This is a genomic window from Pusillimonas sp. (assembly GCF_035515275.1).
Lineage (GTDB): Bacteria > Pseudomonadota > Gammaproteobacteria > Burkholderiales > Burkholderiaceae_B > Pusillimonas.
The window spans coordinates 1-24880 of sequence record NZ_DATJBQ010000129.1; the positions used below are offsets into that span (position 1 = coordinate 1).

The window sequence follows — 24880 nt, forward strand, 5'->3', positions numbered from 1 at the left end:
GCTGGGCCGGCGTGCTGGTGGGCGCAAAGCGAGGCGTAACGGCGTAGTGCAGCCGCCCTTTGCCGTGCCAGCGTTGAATCAGGGCGAGCGAATCGTCGTAACCCGACTGGGCTGTATCTGTTAAGGCTGCCGGCGCGTTGCGATCCATTAACACCTTGCCGGCGATCATGCGCATGCCGTACTCGTGGGCCACTTCAAAAAAGGCGTCGACCGAACTGGCGTGCACCGTGCCGTACACGGCTGAAGTCGTGGTGCCCGCCCTCAGGCATTCGTCCAGAAAGACGCGCGATACCGCCCGGGCGTAGTCGGCGTTGGCAAATTGCTGCTCGGCTACAAAGGTGTATTCGTTCAGCCAGTCGATCAATTGGGCCCCGTAGGCACCGATGATCTGCGTCTGGGGATAATGCACATGGCAATCGATAAGCCCGGGCAGGATCAGGGCGTTGGGGTAGTGGGTAATATGGTCGGGGGCAACTTGGCCTTTAAGGGCGGTGTAGTCGCCAACGGCTTTGATCAGTCCGTTCTCGATAATGATCAGGCCGTCGGGTTCGTAGCGAACCGCGGCGTCGTCCCCCGTGATGAACGGGTCATCGGCCAGGCTCATGAACGGGCCGCGTAGACCCACAATGGCGTGGGGGTTAACGGAAGACGAAGGCATTCGGGCTCCTGCGGATCCTGTGTAGGGCAGATAGTAGCCTAAGCGCGCTCGTTGGCACTACTCGCTGCGTGGCAACGATGTGTCAAAGCCTTATTCGTATCCGTTCACTGCGCTGCCGTGGCAATAACGCACAGCCCGCTTGCTTGGGCCACCAGAAATATGCTAAAGTGCTACGCTTAACCAAAAAAGTGTGGTTGATTTGCGGTTGCTGCTTAAGGCTGGTTGCAACGGCAACGAGGCTGCAAGATTTTGGTTTTACGAAATTAGCAAGTGCCCTGGCAACTGTTTGCGGGCCATTGCTTGTGTTGGGCGGCAAACTCAATGCAGGGCTTGCGGTTAATTAGCCCCGACCAATCGCAGTCGGGAATGGAGAAAATGATGTCGAACTCGACACCTACGCCTGCCGCATATCGGCTGGGGCTCGTGGGGCGCAAGGTTGGCATGACCCGTATTTTTACCGAGGAAGGCGAGTCCATCCCGGTCACTGTACTGGACGTGTCGAACAACCGTGTTACCCAGGTCAAGTCACCAGAAGTCGATGGGTATGCAGCGGTACAAGTAGCCTATGGCACACGTCGTGCCTCGCGTGTGACCAAGCCTTTGGCCGGCCACTACGCCAAAGCCGGCGCTGAAGCCGGTAGCATCCTCAAAGAATTCCGCCTCGATCCCGCCAAAGCCGCCGAATTTACGGCCGGTTCTGTTGTGGCCGTCGAAAGCGTATTCGAAGCCGGCCAACAGGTCGACGTAACGGGTACCACCATCGGTAAGGGTTTTGCCGGCACCATCAAGCGTCACAACTTTGCTGGTCAGCGCAACTCGCACGGTAACTCGATCTCCCACCGCGTGCCTGGTTCCATTGGTATGGCCCAAGACCCCGGTCGCGTGTTCCCCGGCAAGAAAATGGCCGGCCACATGGGTGACGTTACTCGTACCGTCCAAAACCTCGACGTTGTGCGTGTTGACGCCGAACGCGGCTTGTTGTTGGTCAAGGGCGCAGTGCCCGGTCACAAGAACGCCGACGTTATCGTTCGTCCCGCCGTCAAGGCCAAGCCCAAGAAAGGAGCCTAATCATGGAACTCAAGCTCCTGAATGACCAGGGTCAATCCTCGTCCACCGTTGCCGCTCCCGACACCGTTTTCGGCCGCGAGTTCAACGAAGCCTTGGTGCACCAGATCGTCGTCGCTTTCCAGGCCAATGCCCGCAGCGGTACGCGTGCCCAGAAAGATCGCGGTACGGTCAAGCACAGCACCAAGAAGCCCTGGCGCCAAAAAGGCACCGGTCGCGCTCGTGCCGGCATGACCTCTTCGCCCATCTGGCGTGGAGGCGGCCGTGCTTTCCCAAGTTCGCCCGACGAGAACTTCACCCACAAGGTCAACAAAAAGATGTATCGCGCCGGTATTCGTGCGATTTTGTCTCAGTTGGCCCGCGAAGATCGTATCGCCGTCGTTGACAGCTTCCAGCTCGAAACGCCCAAAACCAAGCTGGCTGCCGCCAAGCTTAAAGACATGGGCCTCGAGTCGGTTCTAATCATCACCGACGTGCTCGACGAAAACGTCTATCTCGCCACCCGCAACCTGCCTCACGTTGCCGTGGTCGAACCGCGCTACGCCGATCCGCTGTCGCTGATCCACTACAAGAAAGTGCTGATCACCAAGCCGGCTATCGCTCAACTCGAGGAGATGTTGGGATGAAAGCCGAACGCTTAATGCAAGTCATCTTGGCGCCTGTCGTGACCGAAAAGGCCACGTTCGTCGCCGAAAAAAATCAGCAAGTCGCTTTCCGTGTCGTCGCTGACGCCACCAAGCCCGAAATCAAGGCCGCCGTCGAACTTCTGTTCAAGGTGCAGGTCGAGTCGGTTCAGGTTCTGAACCAGAAGGGCAAACAAAAGCGCTTTGGTCGTTTCATGGGTAGCCGCCGTAACGAGCGCAAGGCATATGTCTCGCTCAAAGACGGTCAGGAACTCGACTTTACAGAGGTGAACTAATGGCACTCGTAAAAGTCAAGCCGACCTCGGCTGGTCGCCGCGGCATGATCAAGGTGGTATCGCCTGATCTGCATAAAGGCGCGCCATTCGCAGCTCTGCTCGAAAAGAAATCGCGCGGCTCGGGCCGCAACAACAATGGCCACATCACTGTGCGCCATCGTGGCGGCGGTCACAAGCAGCACTACCGCCTGGTCGATTTCCGTCGCAACAAAGACGGCATCCCGGCCAAGGTCGAGCGTCTCGAGTACGACCCCAACCGCACCGCGCATATCGCCTTGTTGTGCTATGCCGACGGCGAGCGTCGTTACATCATTGCTCCTCGCGGTCTTGAAGTCGGCGCCACTTTGCTCTCGGGCAAAGACGCACCGATCCGCTCGGGCAACACGCTGCCTATCCGCAACATTCCCGTGGGTGCCACCATCCACTGCATCGAAATGTTGCCCGGTAAAGGTGCGCAGATCGCTCGTTCGGCCGGCGCTTCCGCCGTCCTGCTGGCTCGCGAAGGTGTTTACGCTCAGGTGCGTCTGCGCTCGGGCGAAGTCCGTCGCGTTCACATCGACTGCCGCGCCACCATTGGTGAAGTCGGCAACGAAGAAAACAGCTTGCGTCAAATCGGCAAGGCCGGTGCCATGCGCTGGCGTGGTGTCCGTCCGACGGTGCGTGGCGTTGCCATGAACCCGGTCGATCACCCGCACGGTGGTGGTGAAGGCCGTACCGGCGAGGGCCGCGAACCGGTCAGCCCATGGGGCACACCGGCCAAGGGCTACAGAACTCGTCGTAACAAGCGCACAGACAACATGATTGTCTCGCGTCGCAAGCGCAAGTAAGGGGCGAACCAAATGTCACGTTCGATTAAAAAAGGCCCATTCGTCGATGCGCATCTGATCAAAAAGGTCGATGCGGCCGTCGAAGGCAAAGACAAGCGACCGATCAAGACCTGGTCGCGTCGTTCCACCATCCTGCCCGAGTTCATTGGGCTGACGATTGCTGTGCACAATGGCCGCCAGCACGTTCCCGTTTATATCAACGAGAACATGGTCGGTCACAAGCTCGGCGAGTTCGCACTGACCCGTACTTTCAAGGGCCACGCTGCGGACAAAAAGTCCAAGAGGTAAGTGATGGAAACTACAGCTATTATTCGTGGCGTCCATATTTCGGCACAAAAGGCTCGTCTTGTTGCGGACATGGTCCGTGGCAAGCCGGTGGCCCAGGCGCTGAATATCCTGACGTTCACACCTAAAAAAGCCGCGGGCATCGTCAAAAAGGCGCTTGAGTCCGCGATCGCCAACGCCGAGCACAACGACGGCGCCGACATCGATGAACTCAAGGTCACGACCATTTACGTGGACAAGGCCCAGTCGATGAAGCGTTTTTCCGCCCGTGCAAAAGGTCGCGGTAACCGTATCGAGAAGCAGACTTGCCACATTGTGGTCAAAGTCGGCGCTTAAGGAGTCACAATGGGACAGAAAGTACACCCGATTGGGTTCCGCCTCGCGGTAAATCGCAACTGGAATTCTCGCTGGTATGCCGACGACAAAGCGTTCGGCGGCATGCTGGTCGAAGACATTCGCGTGCGTGAATACCTGAAGAAAAAGCTCAAGAGCGCCTCGGTTGGCCGTGTGGTTATCGAGCGTCCTGCCAAAAATGCCCGTATCACCGTTTACTCGGCCCGTCCGGGCGTGGTGATTGGCAAGCGTGGCGAAGACATCGAAAGCCTGAAGTCTGATCTGCAGCGCCTGATGGGCGTGCCTGTGCACGTCAATATCGAAGAAATTCGCAAGCCTGAAACCGACGCCCAACTGGTGGCCGATTCTATCGCCCAGCAGCTTGAAAAGCGCATTCAGTTCCGCCGCGCCATGAAACGCGCCATGCAGAACGCCATGCGCCTTGGCGCCCAGGGCATCAAGATCATGAGCTCGGGCCGTCTGAACGGCATCGAAATTGCCCGTACCGAGTGGTATCGCGAAGGCCGTGTGCCCCTGCACACACTGCGCGCCAACATCGACTACGGCACTTCCGAAGCCCAGACCACCTACGGCATTATCGGTATCAAAGTGTGGGTCTACAAGGGCGACATGCTGCCTAACGGCGAAATGCCCCCCGAAACCGCTGCACCGCGCGACGACGAACGTCGTCCTCGCCGTGCTCCGCGTGGCGACAGGCCTGACAGCCGCCGTCCTGCCGGCGGTCGTGGCCGTGGACCCCGCAAGCCTGACGCCGCAGCGGCGCCAGCTGAAGGAGAATAACCATGTTGCAACCGTCACGCAGAAAGTATCGCAAAGAGCACAAAGGCCGTAACACCGGCCTGGCCACTCGCGGTGCGCAAGTCTCGTTCGGCGAGTACGGCCTGAAGGCTACGGGTCGTGGCCGTCTTACCGCTCGTCAGATCGAAGCTGCTCGTCGTGCTATCAACCGCCACATCAAACGCGGCGGCCGTATCTGGATTCGTGTCTTCCCCGACAAACCCATTTCGCAGAAGCCTGCAGAAGTTCGTATGGGTAACGGTAAGGGCAACCCCGAGTTCTGGGTCGCAGAAATTCAACCCGGCAAGGTCATCTACGAAATGGAAGGCGTCAGCGAAGAACTCGCGCGCGAAGCATTCCGTCTGGCCGCCGCCAAGCTGCCCATCGCCACGACTTTCGTGTCGCGGCACATCGGCGCCTAAGGAGATCACATGAAAGCCAGCGAACTCCGCACCAAAGATGCCGCCGAGCTCCAAACCGAGCTCGAGAGCCTGCTGAAAGCACAATTCGGTCTGCGCATGCAGCGTGCTACTCAGCAACTCTCCAACACCAGCCAACTGGGCAAGGTCCGTCGCGACATCGCACGTGTCCGTACCCTGATGACTGAGAAGGCAGGAAAGTAAAATGAGCGAAACCCAAACAACACAAACAGCCAAGCGTCAACGTACGCTGATCGGCAAAGTTGTCAGCAACAAGATGGACAAGACCGTCGTCGTTCGCGTCGAGCGTCGTGTCAAGCATCCTGTGTACGGCAAAATCATCGTCCGCTCCAATCGTTACAAAGCGCATGATGAAACCAATCAGTACAACGAAGGCGATACCGTCGAGATCGCAGAAGGTCGTCCTATCAGCCGCGACAAGTCGTGGACGGTAGTTCGCCTGCTCGAGGCCGCACGCATCATCTAATCGCTCGGCGGTCGACCGGACCTTCCCGTATCCCGGGCCGGCGACGCCGCTCTAGCGAACTGGATGAAAAATCCCCCAAGGGTCAATTGACGCTTGGGGGATTTTTACGTTGGCTTAATGCCTTCTAGTTAGTGGATCCGCTACGTTTGTCCGGATCCATGGTCGGTCGTTTACTTGGTTTTGCCTGTGTTCAGGACATTTTCAATCGTGTCGAACTCGACGTTGTACAGTTGGCCATCGACACGCTCTACCTTGCGGATATAAATGTTCTGGACGAAATCGCGGGTTTCGGGATCCACAGTGACCGGTCCGCGAGGGCTTTCGAAGCTTTGGTTCTTCATGGCTTTCAGCAACGAATCGCCATCGCTTGTGTCTTCCGCGGTTTTGATCGCATCATAGATGACACGCATGCCGTCGTATCCGGCCACTGCGAAGAAATTCGGCCTTTCTCCATTGTTCAACTGATTGAAGTCGGAAACGAATTTTTTGTTCATTTCGGAGGGATGTGCCGCCGAATAATAGTCGGACGTGATGATGCCCAGTGCTTCGTCGCCGGATTGATTCAGGAAATCGTCGTCTGTTACGGCTCCGTGCGCCAGTAACGGAATTCCGGCCTCGGCTAGGCCGCGCGCCGCGTATTCTTTAAGAAAGGCCGCGCCGGGCCCCGCTGGCAGCATGACATACAACGCGTCGGGTTTCTGGTCGCTGATCCGGCGCACGAACGGAGCGAAATCCGGGTTGGCCATCGGTACGCGTATTTCGGCCGAGATTTTCTGGTCCGGGCCGTTGAAGAACTCCTTGAATGCTTTTTCCGACTCGTGGCCCGGGGCGTAATCGGGCACCAGTGTGGCGACCTGTTTGATACCATTTTTGGCTGCCCATACTGCCGAACCCATCGTCACTTGTGGAATGGTTCCGCTGGTTCGGATTGCATACGGAGAAGCGTTGATTACCGCCAGGCTTTGGGCCGCCATAATGACCATCGGGGTCTTGGTTTGCGTTGCCATGGGCGCGACGGCCAAAGCCAGTGGGGTTAGGCCGAAGCCGGCCAGCACATCGACCTTGCGGGTGACAAGTAGTTCCTGAGCAAGCCTTTTGCTGTGTGCCGGGTCTCCCGCATCGTCGCGCAGCAATATTTCAACTTTGCGGCCGGCAACTTCGGAGCCATACTGGTGCAGAAAGGTTCGGATGCCGTTTTCGACCTGCCGGCCTGTCGAGGCGAACGGGCCGGTCATCGGCAGAACGAGCCCCACTTTGAAGCTGTCCTCTGCGGCTGATGCGGAGCGTACCGGCACCGCTGTAAGGGTCAGCGTTGCGCCGATAACGACGGCAAGTAAGATTGAACGTTTGCGCTGGTCAACGTTCGTCGCATCGTTGCGGAGTGCATCACGCATCAACGGTTGAGAAAACGCGGGATATTGAGAAATGACTGTCATATTGTGTCTCCTAAGTTGTGTATGGTCATTACATGAACGCTTCGCGCCATAGGTCGAGCGCTTGTTGTACGGGCCGGTCTGAATAACTGAACATCACGGTCTCCTCTGCGGCCTCCAAGCTGTAAGGCATCCAAGAAGGACAAACGAACACGTCCTTGGGGCCAAACTCAAGAACCTGGTCGGCAATGCGGCACCGACCGCGCCCTTCGACGACTGAATAAACGGTAGAGTCGGTAGAGCGATACTGAGCTCCGGCGAATCCCGCAGGTAGTAGCTGCATGAATGTGCCGATAGTTGGGATAGCCCAATCTCCGGTGACCGGGTTCGTATATTGCAGTTTGTGTCCCCAGTAAGGATGCATTTCGCCATGACGCTTCAATGTTTCAAGCGCGTCGCGGGTCCGTTCATAGGGATACCAGAACAAGGGCGAAGTCCGGGAACGCGCCTTGTACTCGACTGGCTTCATGGTGTTACCAAACCTGGCCAGATTGGTCGATGCTTGTTGGCTGGTTTGTTGGGACTGGCCTTCTCCTTTCTCCATGAACTGCGCATCCAGCAACTCGACGATTGGCAGGTCCAGGCCGTCGAGCCAGACCATGGGTTTATCAGACGTATTCCCATGGTCGTGAAACGTCCACGAAGGCGTGATAACGAAGTCTCCGACGTTCATTTCGACTTTCTCGCCGTTCACCGCTGTGTAGGCTCCCGCCCCTTCCACGATGAATCGGAGGGCAGACTGAGAATGGCGGTGCACAGGCGCTATTTCGCCGGGCATGATCAGCTGCAATCCCGCATACAGGCTGTGGGTGACACGGGTTTTGCCGCGTAACCCAGGGTTCTCCAGTACCAGAACACGACGTTCCGCCTCTTCAGTTGTGATCAGGCGGCTCGCCTCAAGCAGCCAGGGCCACATTTCTTGCCACTTCCACAAGTATGGCTGGCAAGGGGTGTTGGGCTGGGCGGTAACGACGCTATGAAGTACTTCCCACAGCGGAGTCACATTTGAGACATTTATTTTCTTGTAGAAATCCTGGCGCTCTGGAGACGGTGTCTCATGTTTTTGCGATAACGCGTCCATCTTTTCTTCCTGTGCAAAGCGAGCCGCTTGTTAACCCAGTATGCGCGCGGCCCTGTTCGTTTGAACCAAGTCTGGCGTGTCGCTCTTGAGTCGGCAATAACGAAATATTGATAAGATCTATCGTATTTTTAAATACACCTCGATACGGTCACCATGGCAATTTTGGATGTCTCTGATCTTCTGATCCTTAAAGAAATCTACAAGACGCGCGGCATATCTTCTTCGGTCGGACCGGTAGGCCTAAGCCAACCGGCCATCAGCGTACGCCTTGGCCATCTAAGGCGCCACTTCGGCGACGCGCTTTTTGTTCGGACCTCGGCGGGCATGATGCCCACCCCTTATTTAGAGAGCTTATTGCCGGGCATAGATGAGGCACTCACACTCCTTGCTCCGAATGAGGCACGCCAGGAAGACTTTGATGCCGCCACTTCCAGCCGCACTTTTCGTCTGGGCTTGACCAATGTTGCGCAGATGGCCTTACTGCCGCAATTGCTTGCCTTGTTCGAAGAGCATGCGCCGCATCTCAACGTCCAATCGGTAGACTTGAATCACGAGGTCGGGCATATGCTTGAGGCGGGCGAGCTCGATGTCGCCGTGGGGTTTGCCGCCGATTTGCATACGGGGATGTATCAACAGCGTTTGTTTACAGAGCACTACGCTTGCGTTGCTCGCATCAATCATCCCCGCGTGCAAGGCCAGTTGACCAAAGCTCAACTTATGTCCGAAGAATATGTCGGGCTTGAAGCTCCCGCCACCGGCTATTCCCTCCTTGATAAAGAACTGGAAAAGCAGGGTGTGCGCCGTACGATCAAAGTCAAGGTCTCATCATTTCTTGGAATCGGGCAAAGCGTTTCCATGACGAATCTTTTGGCAATCGTGCCGGCCCGGCTGGCTCAGGTGTTGGCATTTGGCGGCGGGGTACAGGTCTTGAAAATCCCTGTGACCACCCCGTCCTACGAGGTTCGGCAATATTGGCACGAGCGCTTCCACAGAGAACCGGGAAACTGCTGGCTACGTCAGATCATGTTTAAAACCTTCCTGGACATGCCCGACTCTCTCATCCATTCAAATCCCTTATAGGGGCAATCAACGCTGCTTTATTGACGCGCAACACGGAAATCACGGACGATGCGTCACAAACATGTTTGGCGCGGTTGAGAGGATCTGTGGCTTGGCATGTTCCTAAAATACAGGAGGCCGTGTTGAATTCGCGTAGTACAGTTTTAATCGTAGGGGGAGGCATAGGCGGTCTTACGGCAGCCATAGCACTTGCCCAGAAAGGTCGCTCCGTGCGTGTGCTGGAGCAGGCTCACGAAATTTCAGCGATCGGTTATGGAATACAGCTGGGACCCAATGTCTTCAATGTATTCAGTCAACTTGGCATTGCCGATTCGGTGCGATCCATTGCCGACTTTCCGGATTCCGTTTGTATGATCGACGCGGACGATGGGCGTACGCTGATCGATATTCCGGTGACGACGCAAGAATACAAGCAGCGGTTTCGCAATCCTTATGTCGTGGTGCATCGGGCCGATATTCATAATGTTCTACTAGACACTTGTCTCAAGACACCAAGCATCGAGGTCACCGTCAACGCGGCGGTCGTTGCGCACGAAGATCTTGGCGACCATGTCCGCGTCACATGTTCGGATGGCCGGACATTCGAGGGCGCGGCGTTGATCGCCGCCGATGGCCTTAAAAGCCGCGCTCGCGAACTTCTGGTGAAAGACGAGCTATGCCCCATCGGTTACGTGGCGCATCGAACTATCGTCGACATGGCCGATATTCCTTCGGACTTCCCTTATAGGACCGAAGTGGTTCTCTGGAGTGGGCCTGGATACCACGTCGTGCACTACCCGCTGCGACAAGGCACCTTGTTCAATATTGTCGCGGTGTTCAAGGACCCGGCTCCCCAGCACGGCGATCAATACGTGACCCATGAACAGGAGGTGCGGCACGTTTATGCCAACGCCCATCCCGCCCTGAAAAAAATACTGTCGCTGATGGACCTGGAGCGGCGATGGATCATCGCGGACAGGAATCCCATAAGGCGCTGGAACCGCGGCCGGATCGTGCTTCTGGGAGATGCTGCGCATCCGGTACTGCAGTCATATGCGCAGGGTGCGGGAATGGCAATCGAGGATGCGGGCTGCATTGCCGATCTGCTCGATCGTCACGGATTCGAAGATGCTTTCGCCGAGTTTTCAAAGCAGCGCGCGCTGAGGACTGCGCGAATTCAGTTGGAGGGGCGGGAGGTCTGGAAGTTCTATCACGAAGAAGGAATCGGGCGCGATGTGCGCAATGCACAGTTGGAAGGACGGACCGTCGAAGACTCCTACAAATGTCTGGACTGGATATGGAACGGGCACCCGACCCTGTCGCCGGCGGAACCGAGCATTGAACCGCTGACAAGCAATCATTGAAGCTAATAAGGAATTACTCGTGCGTATTTGTCGTTTTAATGAAGATCTTCTGGGCGTCGTCAAGGACGGGGTGGTATTTGATGTCACTGCGGCATTAAATGTGTTGCCCGCTAGTCGCTACCCCCTACCGAGCTTCGATCCCTTGATCGCTAACTTTGAACGGGTGCGTAAAGAAATTGAAGCTCTCTTGCCTTCGGCCAGACAACTGGACCTGGAAGACGTACAGCTGTTGAGCCCGGTCGCCAATCCAGGGAAACTGATCGCTGCTCCCGTGAACTACATCAAGCATCTGGAAGAGGCTCGTGCTGATCCTGGCGTTCATCACAATACCAAGGTCGAGGAAATCCAACGGATTGGCTTATTTCTGAAAGCGAACAGTTCCATGGTGGGCGCTGGGAAGGGCGTCGTGGTGCGCCACCCAGAGCGGCGCAACGATCACGAAATCGAACTGGCGGTCGTCATTGGCAAGGAAGGGGTCGGAATATCGCGTACGGACGCCTGGAGCCATATCGCGGGTTATTGCATTGGGCTGGACATGACTGTGCGCGGTCCCGAAGAGCGCAGCATGCGCAAATCGGTCGATAGCTACAGCGTGCTGGGCCCCTGGCTGGTAACAGCGGATGAAATTACGGATCCGACCAGTCTGGACTTCCAGATTTCTGTTAACGGCGAAGTCAAACAACGCGCAAACACCAGGGATCTGATAATTGGGATTCCGGAACTCATCGAGTTCGCGTCGTCTTTTTACACGTTGCATCCTGGCGACGTTATTTTCACGGGCACCCCAGAGGGGGTGGGGCCGGTGACCGCCGGCGATGTCATGGTTGCCGAGTTCGAAAAAATCGGAAGCATGAAAGTAGCGGTTCGGGCAGGCTGACGGTAATGCGCATACTAGCCCGGCTTGCGAGTCATGCGTTCGACAAGCAGGCGTGCTGCGGGCGACAGTGCGTCGATCGATCGTATACAAACGTGCAACTGTCGGTGCGACCAGACTTCGTCCAGGATTATCAACTTGATCCCCAGGGCTTTTTCATAGGCCTGGGCAATGCGCCTGGGCACCATGCCTATGCCCAGGCCCGACTCGACCATAAGACAAAGGGAATCGTAACTGGAAACCTGGAAGCGGTAGCGCCAAGTGCGGCCAAGTTCGCGGGCGGCGCGCATCAGCTGCAGGTTCATTTGGCCACCCGGCGGTAGGCCGACGTAGTTGTAGTCAAGCGTATCGGCGTAACGGACCCGCTGTTTGTCGGCCAGAGGATGGGAAAGGGGCGCGATCACGACCAGGTCATCTTTTTTGTAGGGCAGATACTCGAGCCCTTCGATCGGATTATCCACCATCAGCACCCCGATATCGGCATTGTTCTCAACCACGGCCTGGGCGATGGCGGCACTGACACGCTCTTCGAGGTCGATTTGCACCATGGGGCATTCGGTCAGGAAGGCGCTGAGCTCCCTGGGCATGAATTGATGCATGGCCGAAATATTGGCGAAGATCCGTATGTAGCCCTTCATGCCCAGGGCATAGTCGTGCATCTGGGTGCGGATGCTGTCCAGGTCGTGCAGCACGCGATGCGCCATGTTCAGCAGGGCGCGGCCTGCCGGGGTTGGGTTGATGCCCTTGTTGCTGCGCTCGATCAAGGCCACACCCAATTGCGCTTCCAGGTCGCTGATCCGACGGCTGATCGCCGCAGCCGCCGTATGCTCGTGCTCGGCCGCGGCCGCAATGGTGCCGTGCTTGATCACGCTGATGAACAGCCTTAAGGACTTGGGATCGGGTGTCATAGGTTTTCTTGCCATCGCCAAATGCGATGGTAGCATCGTAAAGCACTTCTTTACGGCCTGCGGCGGCGGGGCCATGATTGCAGCAATCACGAAAGGAATTTGTCATGCAGGAAAACGCAGGCGCGCCCGAGATGGCGCTGTCAGGTATCAAGGTGCTGGAGCTGGGCTCTTTAATTGCAGGCCCGTACGCCAGCGCCTTGCTCGCTCAGTTTGGCGCAGAAGTCATCAAGATCGAGCCACCGCAAACGGGCGACCCGTTGCGCAAGTGGCGCAAGCTGCACGAAGGCACCTCGCTTTGGTGGTATACCCAAAGCCGTAATAAAAAGTCGGTGACCCTTGACCTCAAGTCTGAAGAGGGTCAAGAGATTGTGCGCAAGCTGGCTGCCGAGGCCGACATTGTGATCGAGAACTTCCGGCCCGGCACGCTTGAGAAATGGGGCATAGGCTGGGAGCAATTGTCGGCGGTAAACCCCAAGCTGATCATGGTGCGCATTTCGGGTTATGGCCAGACCGGCCCGGCCAGCCAGCGGCCAGGCTTTGCGGCCATCGCCGAATGCATGGGCGGGTTGCGCTACGTTACAGGCTACCCTGATCGCGCCCCGGTGCGTGTGGGCGTCAGCCTGGGTGACACCCTGGCCTCGCTGTACGGTACGGTGGGCGCACTTATCGCCATGCACCACCTCAAGGTGAACGGGGGTCAGGGCCAGTACATTGACGTGGCCCTGTACGAGGCGGTGTTTGCCGTCATGGAAAGCCTGGTGCCCGAATACGCCATGACCGGCCACGTACGCGAACGCACCGGCTCGGCCTTGCCCGGCATTGTTCCTTCCAACACCTATTTGTGCGGAGACGGCAATTACGTGGCGGTGGCCGGTAACGGCGACGGCATCTTCCGCCGCCTTATGACCGCCATTGGCCGGCCCGATCTGGCCGAAGAGCCGACGCTGGCGCACAACGACGGCCGGGCCAAACAAACTGAGCTGCTGGACGGCGTGATTGGTGACTGGACTGCCGCGCACGATCTGGAAACAGTGCTGGCCACCCTGAACGAGGCGTCGGTGCCTTGCGGGCGCATCTATACCGCCGAAGACATTGTGAACGACGCCCATTACCAGGCGCGCGGCATGCTTGAAAAACACGAGCTGCCCGACGGCAAAGAGATCTGCCTGCCTGGCATCGTGCCCAAGCTCAGTGCAACCCCCGGTCGCACCAATTGGGTGGGCCCTGAACTGGGCCAGCACACACAAGATGTGCTCGATTCCATAGGCGTTACCGCCGAGCAGTTGGCCAAGCTGCGCGAAGCCGGTCTGGCCGGAACTACAAACCTGCATTGGAAAGAGGGAAAGCGTGAGCAGCATTCAAAGCGCAAGCAAAAAACGCCTGTATATTCAAGAGGTCTCGGTGCGCGATGGCTTCCAGATGGAGCCGATCTTTATTCCCACCGACCGCAAGATCGAGCTGATCAACGCCTTGAGCCGCACGGGTCTGGCCAAAATCGAGGTAACGTCGTTTACCTCGCCCAAGGCCATACCGGCGTTGGCCGATGCCGAAGCTGTCATGTGTCGCATCGATCGGGTGCCCGGCGTCGAGTACGCCGCCCTGGTACCCAATGTTCGTGGCTGTGAAAGGGCGCTGTCGTGCAATGTCGACGAGATCAATCTGGTCATGTCGGCCAGCGAGAGCCACAACATGGCCAACCTGCGCATGACCCCGCAACAGTCGCTTGAACAGTTCGAGCAGATTGTAGCGGTGGTTGACGGCCGGGCCCGCCTGAACGCTTCCTTGTCCACGACCTTCGGCTGCCCGTTTGACGGCGAAGTGCCGGTGGCCCATGTGCTGGATACGGTCGCACGCTTCGTGGACATGGGCGTTGACGGCGTAACGCTGTGCGATACCACGGGCATGGCCAACCCCGCCCAGGTGGCCCGGCTCTGCGAGGCGGTTAAACAGCGCTGGCCGAACATGACCTTCACCGCCCACTTCCACAATACGCGCGGCATGGGGCTGGCCAACGTGCTGGCGGCCGTGCAAGCCGGCATCGACCGCTTCGACGCCTCGCTGGGCGGCTTGGGCGGTTGCCCGTTCGCTCCGGGGGCCAGTGGTAATGTGTGCACCGAAGACATGGTGCACATGCTCGACGCCATGGGCTACGAAACCGGTGTCGACCTTGAAGCCTTGCTTGTGCAGGCGCAGCTATTGCCCGGCATTGTTCAGCACGATATTCCGGGCCAAGTGGTAAAGGCCGGGCCTTCGACTCGTCGCTACCCTGTTCCGGGGTCGGCTAACAGCTAAGCCGGCAGCACGTTGAGACAAAACAGGAACCCCATCATGACCATCGCTTCAGGCACAAGCACCACTGCGGGCAGCGCTGCTCCCCGGACCCTTTTCGACAAGCTCTGGGAGCGCCATCTGGTCAAAGAGGCATCCGACGGGCCGTCGCTGTTGTACATAGATCGCCAGCTGGTACACGACGTTACCAGCCCGCAATCGTTCGAGGGGCTGCGTATGTCGGGGCGCAAAGTCTGGCGACCCGACACCGTGCTGGCCACTGCCGACCATAACGTGCCCACCACCGCGGCCGAACGCCGCGACGGTTCGCGCGGCATCAGCGATACCTTGTCGCGCATACAGGTCGACCAGCTAAGTCGCAACTGCGAAGAGTTCGGCATTGTCGAATTTGGCATCGGCGACAAGCGCCAGGGTATTGTTCATGTGATCGGGCCCGAGCAGGGCCTGACCCTGCCCGGCTCCAGTGTGGTGGCGGGCGATTCGCACACCAGCACTCATGGCGCATTTGCCGCGTTGGCCTTTGGCGTGGGGGCTTCAGAGGCCGAGCATGTGCTGGCCACGCAATGCCTGCTGCTTGACCGCCTGAAACCCATGCTGGTGAGTGTAAATGGCAGTTTGCGCCAGGGCGTCAGTGCCAAAGACCTTATCCTGCATATCATTGGTCGCATCGGTACAGCCGGTGCTACCGGCTACGCCATCGAATTCGCCGGCCAGGCCATTAGCGAGCTTTCCATGGAAGGCCGCATGACACTGTGCAATATGGCGATTGAGGCCGGTGCCCGGGTGGGGCTGGTCGCCGTAGACGACAAAACCATTTCTTACGTAAAGGGTCGTCCGCTTGCCCCCAAAGGCGAGCTTTGGGCTGCCGCCGAAGCCTACTGGCGCACCCTGGTCAGCGATGAGGGCGCCCGCTTCGATCAGGTGGTCGAGATCGATGCGTCTGCCGTCAAGCCCATGGTTTCCTGGGGCACGACCCCCGACATGGTCGTGTCGGTCGACGGCAGTGTGCCCGACCCCATGAACGCGCCTGATGCCACTCGCCGCAGCAACATGCAAACCGCATTGCAATACATGGGGTTGCAGGCAGGCACGCCCATGTCACAGATTCAGCTCGACAAAGTGTTCATCGGTTCGTGCACCAACGCGCGTATTGAAGACCTTCGCGCGGCTGCGGCCGTGGCCCGGGGCAAACATGTTGCCGCCAACATCAAGCAGGCGTTGGTGGTACCAGGTTCGGGTCTGGTCAAAGAGCAGGCCGAAGCCGAGGGACTGGATAAGGTGTTTATGGAAGCAGGCTTTGAGTGGCGCGAGCCGGGCTGCTCGATGTGTCTGGGCATGAACGCAGACCGATTGGGCAAGGGCGAGCGCTGCGCCTCGACTTCGAACCGAAACTTTGAAGGCCGGCAAGGGGCCGGGGGACGCACCCATTTGGTCAGCCCGGCCATGGCGGCAGCGGCGGCTATTGCGGGCCACTTTGTTGATATTACCCAGCTTTGATAGGGGCGCACATGCAAGCATTTACCACTTTGACCGGCCTGGTGGCCCCCCTGGATCGCAGTAATGTCGACACCGACGCCATTGTGCCCAAGCAGTACTTGAAGTCTATTGCGCGTACCGGTTTTGGGCGGCACTTGTTTGACGAGCTGCGCTTTACCGATGTGGGCGAGCTTGGACAAGAGCCGGAAAGTCGGCAGAAGAACCCGCATTTTTCGTTGAACCAGCCGCGCTACCAGGGCGCCAGTATTTTGCTGACGCGCGAGAATTTCGGTTGCGGCTCAAGCCGCGAGCACGCGCCCTGGGCACTGCACGATTACGGGTTTCGCGCCATTGTCGCGGTCAGCTTTGCGGGCATCTTTTACGACAACTGTTTCAAGAACGGTTTGCTGCCGGTATCGCTCGGCGCCGAACTGGTCGATGAGTTGTTTCGCGAGGTTGGTGCGCAAGAAGGATATACGCTGCGCATTGATCTGGCCTCGCAGACCCTCATCACTCCCACGGGTCGCGTGCTGAAGTTTTTGATCGACCCCTCGCGCAAGCATCGCCTGCTGAATGGGTTGGACGACATTGCCGTAACCCTTGAAGACGCCGCAGCCATTCAACGTTACGAGCAAACGCGTAGCCGGCAAGAGCCCTGGATGTTCAGCGCCTGAGCCCGCGCGCAACCCACGCGCTCGGTGCAAACAGCCGGTCGGCCCGTTCCGGCCGCTTGTGTTTTCTGTAGCGCGCTGCGGGGTACCGAACCTAAGGCATGCAATAAACAATATGAGTGATACGAATATTTCATCTTTATTCGTATACCAAAACAAACACATGCCGAAGTAAACGTCGTATATTGCATGAAGAGATGTAACGCACCCGCAAGTATGTACTGCGGGCGCCGTTCGCGACGACATCATTGAATCCGGCACCCTTATCACGGCAGATTAAGCCGTGTTGTTCAGTTATTCTGACAGGCCGGTTCAATCGGCGCCTGGCTTGCTGCGCGAAGCACGCATCGATTAAGCCACCTTTCTTTTTTTTGTTCATTCAGAGAGATTCCAACATGTCATACGTCGTTAATCCGCCCGAAGTCATTGCCGTGCCGGTGCATGGCAGCTCCGACACCTTTCCGGTGCGCCGTGTGTATTGCGTAGGTCGCAACTATGCTGCGCACGCGCGCGAAATGGGCTTCGACCCCGACCGCGAGCCACCATTCTTCTTTTGCAAACCGACCGACGCCGTGGTGCCTGTAGCCGACGGCGCAACACTGGAACTGTCTTACCCTGCTGAAACCAGTAACTATCACTACGAAATCGAGCTGGTGGCGGCCATTGGTAAGGGCGGCTCGAACATCAGTCTCGAAGACGCCCCCAGCCATGTTTGGGGCTATGCAGTCGGCCTGGACATGACCCGTCGCGACCTGCAAATGAAGATGCGCGAAATGGGCCGCCCCTGGGAAATCGGCAAGGCTTTTGACGACAGCGCGCCTATCGGCCCCCTGTATCGCGCCGAGCAGGTCGGTCATTTGGAAAAGGCCGGCATCAAGCTGGAAGTTAACGGCGCGGTCAAGCAAAGCAGCGGCATCGACAAGTTGATCTGGTCGGTACCTGAAACCATCAGCTATCTGTCGCGCTTCTTCCGTCTTGAGCCGGGCGACCTGATCTACACCGGAACCCCCGAAGGCGTGGGCGCAGTGGTGGCCGGCGATCACATGGTCGGATCTGTCGAAGGCCTGGGCAGCTTGTCGGTCAAAGTGGTGTAAGCATGGACTTATACAGCTTTTTCAACAGCTCTACATCGTACCGGGTGCGTATTGCCCTGGCACTTAAAAAGCTCGACTTCAATCTGTTGCCGGTAAACATTCGGGTCATGGAACACAAAGAAGCCGGCTATGTAGAAAAAAACCCGGGCGCCAGCGTGCCTTTGCTGGACGACGAGGGCTTTCAGCTGGGCCAGTCCCTGGCCATCATCGACTACCTCGATGCCAAGTATCCCCAGCCGCGCCTGATTCCGGCCGACCTCCAGCAGCGTGCTCGTGTCCTCGAAATATCCAACCTTATTTCCTGCGACATGCATCCGCTTAACAACCTCAGGGCCTTGCGCTACTTGGTTAAAGAGCTGGGTGTCAGCGATGAGGCCAAGAACGGCTGGTATCACCACTGGATCGCCGAAGGCTTTCGTTCGCTTGAAAAAATGCTTGAGCGCACGGGTTCGGATGAGTTCTGCGTGGGTGGTCAGGTGTCGTTGGCCGATTGCTGCCTGGTGCCGCAAGTGGCCAATGCCTCTCGCATGGGCTGCGATCTAAGCGCTTATCCCCGCGTCATGCGCGTGTACGAGCATTGCAATACGCTGCCCGCGTTTCAGCAGGCTGCGCCGGCCAATCAGCCGGACTATCAGCCGTAAGAAAGGGGGCGCACGCGCGGCGTGCGCCCCTTATTCACCAAGGAAGTCATAATGAAAATATGCCTCTTCGACGATAACCGACTTGGGGTGGTTCAAGGGGACGAGATCCGCGACGTAACGGCGGCATTGGATGTGCTGCCGACGTATCGCTACCCATTGCCGGCGGTCGATCCTTTCATTGCAAACCTGGATCAGGTGCGTGGGCGTATCGAGGCTTTGCTGCCCCATGCCCCCATCGTGGCGCTTTCGCAGGCTACCTTGCTAAGCCCAGTGGCCAATCCGGGCAAGATCATTGCAGCACCCGTCAATTACCTGAAGCATCTCGAAGAGGCGCGTACCGACTCCGAGATCCATCACCAGAACGCCATTCTTGAAATCCAGAAGATCGGTGTGTTTCTTAAGGCAAGCAGTTCGTTGTGCGGTGTATCGGCCGGTGTCGAGATCCAGCATCCCGATCGACGCAACGACCACGAAGCCGAGCTGGTGGCCGTCATTGGCAAGGCCGGACGCAATATTCGGCGCGAAGATGCGCTGGACCACGTGGCGGGGTATTGCATCGGCCTGGACATGACCACTCGCGGGCCCGAAGAGCGCAGCCTTCGAAAGTCAATTGATACCTACAGCGTGGTGGGGCCTTGGATGGTCACGTCCGACGAGCTTTCCGATCCCACAGCGCTCGACTTCAGCTTGTGGGTCAATGGCGAGCTCAGGCAAAAAGCCAACACGCGCGATCTGATCATCGACGTGGCAAGCCTCATCGCGTACGCCTCGTCGTTTTATTCGCTACAGCCGGGCGACATTCTATTTACGGGCACTCCCGAAGGTGTGGGGCCGGTCGTTCCTGGCGACACCATACAGGTCGAATTTCAGGGCATAGGTCGCACGCAGGTCAGTGTGCGCCTTGCTTCACAGACCAGCTGAATATATTCAACACAGAAGGACAAGCAGACATGGCAAATACAGCAAAACAGAAAGTCATCATCGTCGGCGGCGGTATTGGCGGTCTGGCGGCGGCACTGGCGCTGACCCGCCGCAATATTCAGGTGCTGTTGCTTGAGCAGGCGGCCGAAATCGGCGAGATCGGTGCGGGCATTCAGCTTGGGCCCAACGCTTTTGCCGCGCTCGACGCCCTGGGTGTGGGCGAAGCTGCACGCAAGCGTGCTGTTTTTACCGACCATTGCATCATGATGGACGCCGTCGACGGCGCCGAGGTGGTGCGCATTGAAACGGGCGATATTTTTAGAAAGAAATTCGGTAATCCCTATGGCGTCATTCATCGCGCCGACATTCATCTGTCCATTTACGAGGCGGTGCAGCACAACCCGTTGATCGAGTTCCGCACTTCTACTCACGTGGCCGACGTCAGGGTCAAGGCCGAGGGCGTCGAAGTTATTGATACCGAGGGCAACGTGTATAGCGCCGACGCCGTGGTGGGTTGCGACGGGGTCAAGTCGGTGATTCGCGCCAAGACCGTCGGCATGCAACACCGGGTAACCGGCCATGTGGTTTATCGTGCCGTGGTCGATGTTGAAAACATGCCCGCCGACCTGCAGGTAAATGCCCCGATGTTGTGGGCCGGCCCGCGTTGTCACTTGGTGCACTACCCGTTGCGCGGCGGCAAGCAGTACAACCTGGTCGTGACCTTCCACAGCAAAGAGGAAGAAGAATGGGGTGTTCGTGACGGCAGCAAAGAAGAAGTGCTGTCTTACTTCGAAGGCATACATCCGCGCCCGCACCAGATGCTCGACCGCCCCACCTCGTGGCGCCGTTGGGCCACTGCCGATGCCGACCCGGTCGACACCTGGGGCAGCGGCCGCTGCACCATTTTGGGCGATGCAGCCCACCCCATGGCGCAGTACATGGCGCAGGGCGCTTGCATGGCGCTTGAAGACGCCGTGACCCTGGGCGAGGCCGTGGCCCGTTGCGAAGGCGACTTCGACGCCGCGTTCCGCCTGTACGAAAGCATCCGTATTCCACGTACGGCGCGGGTTGTCTGGTCTACTCGGGAAATGGGTCGTATCTACCACGCCAAGGGTGTCGAGCGCACGGTGCGCAACCTGCTCTGGAAAAACAAATCGCAAGAGCAGTTTTATTCGGCACTCGAGTGGCTGTACGGATGGCGTGTTGAGAACTGCCTCGAGCCGCGATAATTCGCGCACCAGTCTGTCTTTGAAGAAATGGACAAATAAATATAGCTACTTAAGTTGATTTTCCAGGCCGTCACCGCGATCCTGTTTGCGGTGATCGCCTTGCTGATCGCCAGCAGGAGATGTTGGGGCGAGTTGTTTTTTGTGGTTTGATTCAAATATAATTGTCGAAAAAGATAAAAATTTTATAAAATAATTGGTCGTGCAGTAAATGGCGTGTAGACTTTAACTTTTCGTTTCTCGCGCCGGCTGTATATTTCCAAGGCATATGGGGGGCGGGCATCGTGCCCCGCACACAACAATCAATGAATCAGCACTGACTCAGGAGGCCTCTTCCATGAAGCACATCAGTAAATTGGCGGCGACGTTCGCCCTTACGGCATTTGCCACACTGGCCCACAGCCAGGAAACCGTCGACATCGGTTTCATCGGCACCTTGTCTACCCCCGCAGGCTATATTGGCGAAGACCAGCGCGACGCCTTTGCCCTGGCCATCAAAGAAGGCGGCGGCAAATTGGGCGGCGTGCCGGTTAACCTTATTGTTGAAGACGACGGTCTGAAGCCTGCCACCGGCAAGCAGTCGGCCGAAAAAATGCTCCAGGACGGCGTGCGCCTGTTCACCGGCATCAACTTTTCCAACGTCCTGGTGGCGGTTGTGCCTTCGGTCGTCAAAGAAAAAGACGGCTTTTTTGTTAGCCTGAACGCCGGCCCGTCGAACTTCGCCGGCAAGGCCTGCAACCCGAACTTCTTCTCGGTTGCCATGCAAAACGACTCGTACAGCGATACCGCCGCCATTGCCGCCAACCAGATGGGCATCAAGAAAATGGTCATCATGGCGCCGGCATACCAGGCAGGTCGCGACGCCCTCACCGGCTTCAAACGCGTGTACGAAGGCGAGATTCTGGCCGAGATCTACACCAAGCTCGATCAGTCCGATTTCTCGGTCGAGCTGGCCCGTATCCGTTCGCTGGCCCCTGAAGCCGTGTTCGAGTTTCTGCCCGGCGGCGCCGGCATTAACTTTGCCAAGCAGTTTGCTAATTCGGGCATGAACAAAACCATACGTATGGTTACCCCGCTGTACTCCATGGACGACCGCATGTTGGCTGCCTCGGGCGACGCCGGCGAGGGCTTCTACCTGACCACACAATGGACCAGCCAGCAAGACAACGAAGCCAGCAAGGCTTTTGTGGCGGCATTCGAAAAAGAGTACAACCGTCGGCCTACCGTGTATGCGGCCACCTCGTACGACACGGCACGCCTGATTGGCGCAGCGCTTAAAGCGGTAGACGGCGACATCAAAGGCAAGCCTGATCAGTTTCGCGAAGCGCTGAAAAAAGCCGAGTTCGACAGCGTGCGCGGCAACTTCAAGTTCAACACCAACCACTACCCCGTTCAGGACTGGTCGCTGGTTCGTGTAGAGCGTGACGACAAAGGCAATCTCGACTACAAACCCATGCAGGTGGTTGCCAAAGACCATACCGACCCCTACGCCTCGCAATGCGAGATGAAGTAGTCGTTATCGAGTAAGAACGCGCGCCGCCGGTTGGGGGCGCGCGCAAAACCAAACGGGATCTTCCCATGCATTTGTTCGTTGAACAGGCCATGAACGGCCTGCAATACAGCGCACTGCTGTTTTTATTGTCAGCCGGCCTGACGCTTATCTTCGGCATCATGAACGTGGTCAACCTCGCTCATGGGTCGTTCTACATGATCGGCGCGTTTTGCGCGGCTTCGGCCGTGGCCATTACCGGCTCGTTCACTGTGGCCATTCTGGCCGCCGTGGTGGGCGCCGGCGTGTACGGCCTGATCGTCGAGCGATTGATCATCAGCCGCCTGTACCACCGTGACCACCTGGATCAGGTGCTGGCAACCTTGGGGGTGCTGTTTTTTACCAATGCCCTGGTTACCCTGGTGTTTGGCCGCAGCCCGCCGTTTGTGGCGATCCCGCCGCTGCTCTCGGGTTCCATCCAGATTCTGCCCGGCCTTAGTTACCCGATCATGCGTCTGGCCTTTATCGGCGCCGGGGTATTGGTGGCCGTAGGCCTGTGGTTCCTTATTTCCAAAACCCGGGTGGGCATGCTGGTGCGCGCCGGGGCCGACGACGCCGAAATCGTCGATGCCATGGGCATCAATATTCGGCGTCTGTTCATGCTGGTGTTCACGCTTGGCGCCCTGCTGTGCGGCTTTGCAGGCGTCATGGCGGCGCCGTTGCTGGCCGTTGAGATCGGCATGGGCGAAAAGGTGCTTATTACGACGTTCGTGGTAATTGTGGTGGGGGGCGTGGGCTCGGTGCGCGGTGCGTTGCTGGGCTCGGTGCTGGTCGGCATGACCGACTCGTTCGGCCGGGCGTACATCCCTATCTGGATGTCTCAGCTGCTGCCGCCCGAGTACAGTGCGTCGGTGAGCTCCAGTCTGGTTTCAGCCAGTATCTACATCCTTATGGCCATCGTCCTGCTGGTTAAGCCACGGGGTCTGATCCCAGCGCAAAGGTAAAAAAATGACCCGCAAAAACATTGTCGTATTCTTGATCTTTGCCGTGCTGGTGTTACTGCCCCCCATTGCGGCCGGGCTGGACAACCGGTTCCTTATCAATATGGGCACGCAGTTTGTCATTTATGCCCTGGCCGCCATCAGCCTTGACCTTATCCTTGGCTATGGCGCGATGGTCAGTTTCGGTCATGCCGCGTTCTTCGGCCTGGGTGGCTATATTGTGGGCATTGTGGGTTACCACATGGGCATCGGCGAAACCATTTTTGGCTGGGCGGGTTCTTCGTCGGCGCTGATCATGTGGCCGCTGGCCATGTTGGCCGCCGCGTTAACCGGGCTGGTCATGGGTTTCCTGTCGTTGCGTACCACAGGCGTGCAGTTCATCATGATCACGCTGGCGTTCGCGCAGATGCTGTACTTCGTGCTGGTGGGCCTGGTCACGTACGGGGGCGACGACGGCATGTCGGTCGATTCGCGCAACCTGATTCCGGGCATCAACATGGACGACCCCAGCGTTTTCTACTATGTGTGCCTGGCATTGATGACGCTGTGGGTGTTTTTTTGCCGGCGCCTCGTGAACTCGCCATTCGGCATGGTGTTGCGCGGCTTTCAACAGAATGAGCGGCGCAACGTGAACCTGGGCTATGCGCCCATGCGCTACAAGCTTACGGCTTTTGTCATCTCGGCCGCCGGTGCCGGGCTGGCCGGTGCCATGTGGGCCAACTACGCTTTGTATGTCAGCCCCGACATGGCCTCGTGGCTGAAGTCGGGCACGCTGATGGCCATGATCGTGCTGGGTGGCATGGGCACCATTTACGGTTCCATCTTGGGGGCGGCGGTGTACCTGGGCCTTGAACAGGCCTTGACCGCCTGGACCGAGAACTGGATGCTGTTTTTGGGGCCGGCACTGATTCTGGTGGTGTTGTTCAGCAGGCGCGGCTTATTCGGCTGGCTGGCAGGAAGGGGCAGCCATGACTAATACGCAACAAGCAACGGCGACAATGACCAAGCCAACCTCACACGCGGCTGCTGGGGCCGTTCAACCCAAGCTCGAGATCCAGAGCCTGAAAAAGGCATTCGGCGCGCTGCAGGCCACCAACGACGTCAATATTCAAGTGTTGCCGGGCGAAATTCACGCACTGATCGGCCCTAACGGGGCGGGCAAGACCACGCTTATCTCGCAGATCAGCGGCGAGCTCATGCCCGATTCGGGCCATGTGCTGCTCGACGGCCAGGACATTACGCGTTTGCCGGCGCACAAGCGTGCTTCGGTAGGCCTGGCCCGCTCTTTCCAGATCAGTCAGCTGTACAACGATTTTACGGCCGAAGACAATGTGGCGATGGCAGTGCAGGCTCAGTCGACCAGACGCTTTGACATGATTCGCACGGCGCGCAAGCTGCCTGAACTGCGCGAGCCTGCACGCAGGGCGCTCGAGCAGGTGGGCCTGGGTGACCGGGCCGGTGTGCGGGTGTCTGACCTGGCGCACGGCGAAAAGCACCAGCTTGAACTGGCCATAGCGTTGTCGCTGAATGCGTCGGTGCTGCTGCTGGACGAGCCCATGGCG

The 24880-nt window shown here is 58.1% G+C and carries 28 protein-coding genes and 1 pseudogene; 25 read left to right on the forward strand and 4 right to left on the reverse strand.

The window, feature by feature from the left end:
• Positions 1-658, reverse strand: a 658-nt coding sequence (locus tag VL003_RS09465) for an amidohydrolase family protein (RefSeq protein WP_325441849.1), incomplete at its 3' end; no start/stop codon positions are given.
• 378 nt (positions 659-1036) lie between these two features.
• Between VL003_RS09465 and rplC the strand changes: the two genes are divergently transcribed.
• From rplC to rpsQ, 10 genes are read left to right on the forward strand one after another with little or no spacing between them, the layout of a single operon-like run.
• Positions 1037-1726 carry a 50S ribosomal protein L3 gene (rplC, locus tag VL003_RS09470; RefSeq protein ID WP_325441851.1) on the forward strand — a complete coding sequence of 230 codons (690 nt, stop codon included), beginning with the start codon at positions 1037-1039 and terminating at the stop codon, positions 1724-1726.
• Between the two features lie 2 nt (positions 1727-1728).
• Positions 1729-2349: a 50S ribosomal protein L4 gene (rplD, locus tag VL003_RS09475; RefSeq protein WP_325441853.1), complete on the forward strand. Its 621-nt coding sequence runs from the start codon at positions 1729-1731 to the stop codon at positions 2347-2349.
• Positions 2346-2642, forward strand: coding sequence for a 50S ribosomal protein L23 (gene rplW / locus VL003_RS09480; protein WP_325441855.1), 297 nt, complete (start codon positions 2346-2348; stop codon positions 2640-2642). The genes rplD and rplW overlap by 4 nt, the downstream gene beginning before the upstream one ends.
• Complete coding sequence (gene rplB / locus VL003_RS09485) at positions 2642-3469, forward strand: 50S ribosomal protein L2 (RefSeq protein WP_325441857.1); 828 nt, start codon at positions 2642-2644, stop codon at positions 3467-3469. Before rplW ends, rplB begins: the two co-directional genes overlap by 1 nt.
• Before the next feature lie 12 nt (positions 3470-3481).
• Positions 3482-3757: a 30S ribosomal protein S19 gene (gene rpsS, locus VL003_RS09490; protein WP_017523965.1), complete on the forward strand. Its 276-nt coding sequence runs from the start codon at positions 3482-3484 to the stop codon at positions 3755-3757.
• 3 nt (positions 3758-3760) lie between these two features.
• Complete coding sequence (gene rplV, locus VL003_RS09495) at positions 3761-4090, forward strand: 50S ribosomal protein L22 (protein ID WP_325441860.1); 330 nt, start codon at positions 3761-3763, stop codon at positions 4088-4090.
• A gap of 9 nt (positions 4091-4099) precedes the next feature.
• Positions 4100-4888, forward strand: coding sequence for a 30S ribosomal protein S3 (rpsC, locus tag VL003_RS09500; protein WP_325441862.1), 789 nt, complete (start codon positions 4100-4102; stop codon positions 4886-4888).
• A gap of 2 nt (positions 4889-4890) precedes the next feature.
• Positions 4891-5307, forward strand: a complete 417-nt coding sequence (rplP, locus tag VL003_RS09505; protein WP_325441864.1) for a 50S ribosomal protein L16 — start codon at positions 4891-4893, stop codon at positions 5305-5307.
• Between the two features lie 9 nt (positions 5308-5316).
• On the forward strand, positions 5317-5508 hold the full coding sequence (gene rpmC / locus VL003_RS09510; RefSeq protein ID WP_325441866.1) for a 50S ribosomal protein L29: 192 nt from the start codon (positions 5317-5319) through the stop codon (positions 5506-5508).
• Position 5509: 1 nt separating this feature from the next.
• Positions 5510-5791 (forward strand): 30S ribosomal protein S17, encoded by a 282-nt coding sequence (gene rpsQ, locus VL003_RS09515; RefSeq protein ID WP_325441868.1) that lies wholly within the window; start codon positions 5510-5512, stop codon positions 5789-5791.
• Positions 5792-5961: 170 nt separating this feature from the next.
• Here rpsQ and VL003_RS09520 read toward each other — a convergent pair whose 3' ends face one another.
• Entirely contained in the window at positions 5962-7227 is a 1266-nt protein-coding gene (locus VL003_RS09520) for an ABC transporter substrate-binding protein (protein ID WP_325441870.1), read from the reverse strand.
• Positions 7228-7255: 28 nt separating this feature from the next.
• Positions 7256-8305, reverse strand: coding sequence for a gentisate 1,2-dioxygenase (gene gtdA / locus VL003_RS09525; RefSeq protein WP_325441872.1), 1050 nt, complete (start codon positions 8303-8305; stop codon positions 7256-7258).
• 153 nt (positions 8306-8458) lie between these two features.
• Between gtdA and VL003_RS09530 the strand changes: the two genes are divergently transcribed.
• The 3 genes from VL003_RS09530 (at position 8459) to VL003_RS09540 (ending at position 11605) form a co-directional block, all read left to right on the forward strand.
• Entirely contained in the window at positions 8459-9385 is a 927-nt protein-coding gene (locus VL003_RS09530) for a LysR family transcriptional regulator (protein WP_325441874.1), read from the forward strand.
• Positions 9386-9504: 119 nt separating this feature from the next.
• The gene (locus tag VL003_RS09535; RefSeq protein ID WP_325441876.1) at positions 9505-10728 is read left to right on the forward strand and encodes an FAD-dependent monooxygenase; all 1224 of its coding nucleotides are present in this window, start codon (positions 9505-9507) and stop codon (positions 10726-10728) included.
• A gap of 19 nt (positions 10729-10747) precedes the next feature.
• Positions 10748-11605 (forward strand): fumarylacetoacetate hydrolase family protein, encoded by an 858-nt coding sequence (locus VL003_RS09540; RefSeq protein ID WP_325441878.1) that lies wholly within the window; start codon positions 10748-10750, stop codon positions 11603-11605.
• A gap of 14 nt (positions 11606-11619) precedes the next feature.
• On the opposite strand, the gene VL003_RS09545 is transcribed toward VL003_RS09540, so the two are convergent.
• Complete coding sequence (locus VL003_RS09545; RefSeq protein WP_325441880.1) at positions 11620-12510, reverse strand: LysR substrate-binding domain-containing protein; 891 nt, start codon at positions 12508-12510, stop codon at positions 11620-11622.
• Positions 12511-12641: 131 nt separating this feature from the next.
• On the opposite strand from VL003_RS09545, the pseudogene VL003_RS09550 reads away from it, so the two are divergent.
• The 12 genes and pseudogenes from VL003_RS09550 to VL003_RS09605 all read left to right on the forward strand — a co-directional run.
• Positions 12642-13820: pseudogene (locus VL003_RS09550) on the forward strand (CaiB/BaiF CoA transferase family protein); the annotation flags it as partial.
• A gap of 109 nt (positions 13821-13929) precedes the next feature.
• Complete coding sequence (locus tag VL003_RS09555; RefSeq protein ID WP_325441882.1) at positions 13930-14802, forward strand: hydroxymethylglutaryl-CoA lyase; 873 nt, start codon at positions 13930-13932, stop codon at positions 14800-14802.
• 36 nt (positions 14803-14838) lie between these two features.
• A complete protein-coding gene (gene leuC / locus VL003_RS09560) occupies positions 14839-16296 on the forward strand; it encodes a 3-isopropylmalate dehydratase large subunit (protein WP_325441884.1) in 1458 nt (485 codons plus the stop codon).
• An 11-nt stretch (positions 16297-16307) separates the two neighbouring features.
• Complete coding sequence (gene leuD, locus VL003_RS09565) at positions 16308-16949, forward strand: 3-isopropylmalate dehydratase small subunit (RefSeq protein WP_325441888.1); 642 nt, start codon at positions 16308-16310, stop codon at positions 16947-16949.
• 392 nt (positions 16950-17341) lie between these two features.
• The gene (locus VL003_RS09570; RefSeq protein ID WP_325441890.1) at positions 17342-18040 is read left to right on the forward strand and encodes a fumarylacetoacetate hydrolase family protein; all 699 of its coding nucleotides are present in this window, start codon (positions 17342-17344) and stop codon (positions 18038-18040) included.
• Positions 18041-18042: 2 nt separating this feature from the next.
• Positions 18043-18681 (forward strand): maleylacetoacetate isomerase, encoded by a 639-nt coding sequence (maiA, locus tag VL003_RS09575; RefSeq protein WP_325441892.1) that lies wholly within the window; start codon positions 18043-18045, stop codon positions 18679-18681.
• Between the two features lie 51 nt (positions 18682-18732).
• Complete coding sequence (locus tag VL003_RS09580; RefSeq protein WP_325441894.1) at positions 18733-19602, forward strand: fumarylacetoacetate hydrolase family protein; 870 nt, start codon at positions 18733-18735, stop codon at positions 19600-19602.
• Positions 19603-19631: 29 nt separating this feature from the next.
• Positions 19632-20831: a 3-hydroxybenzoate 6-monooxygenase gene (locus VL003_RS09585; protein ID WP_325441896.1), complete on the forward strand. Its 1200-nt coding sequence runs from the start codon at positions 19632-19634 to the stop codon at positions 20829-20831.
• A gap of 334 nt (positions 20832-21165) precedes the next feature.
• Entirely contained in the window at positions 21166-22341 is a 1176-nt protein-coding gene (locus VL003_RS09590) for an ABC transporter substrate-binding protein (RefSeq protein WP_325441898.1), read from the forward strand.
• 65 nt (positions 22342-22406) lie between these two features.
• Entirely contained in the window at positions 22407-23321 is a 915-nt protein-coding gene (locus tag VL003_RS09595; protein WP_325441900.1) for a branched-chain amino acid ABC transporter permease, read from the forward strand.
• 4 nt (positions 23322-23325) lie between these two features.
• Complete coding sequence (locus VL003_RS09600; protein ID WP_325441902.1) at positions 23326-24294, forward strand: branched-chain amino acid ABC transporter permease; 969 nt, start codon at positions 23326-23328, stop codon at positions 24292-24294.
• On the forward strand, positions 24287-24880 hold a 594-nt coding region (locus VL003_RS09605; RefSeq protein ID WP_325441904.1), incomplete at its 3' end, for an ATP-binding cassette domain-containing protein. The genes VL003_RS09600 and VL003_RS09605, both read left to right, overlap by 8 nt.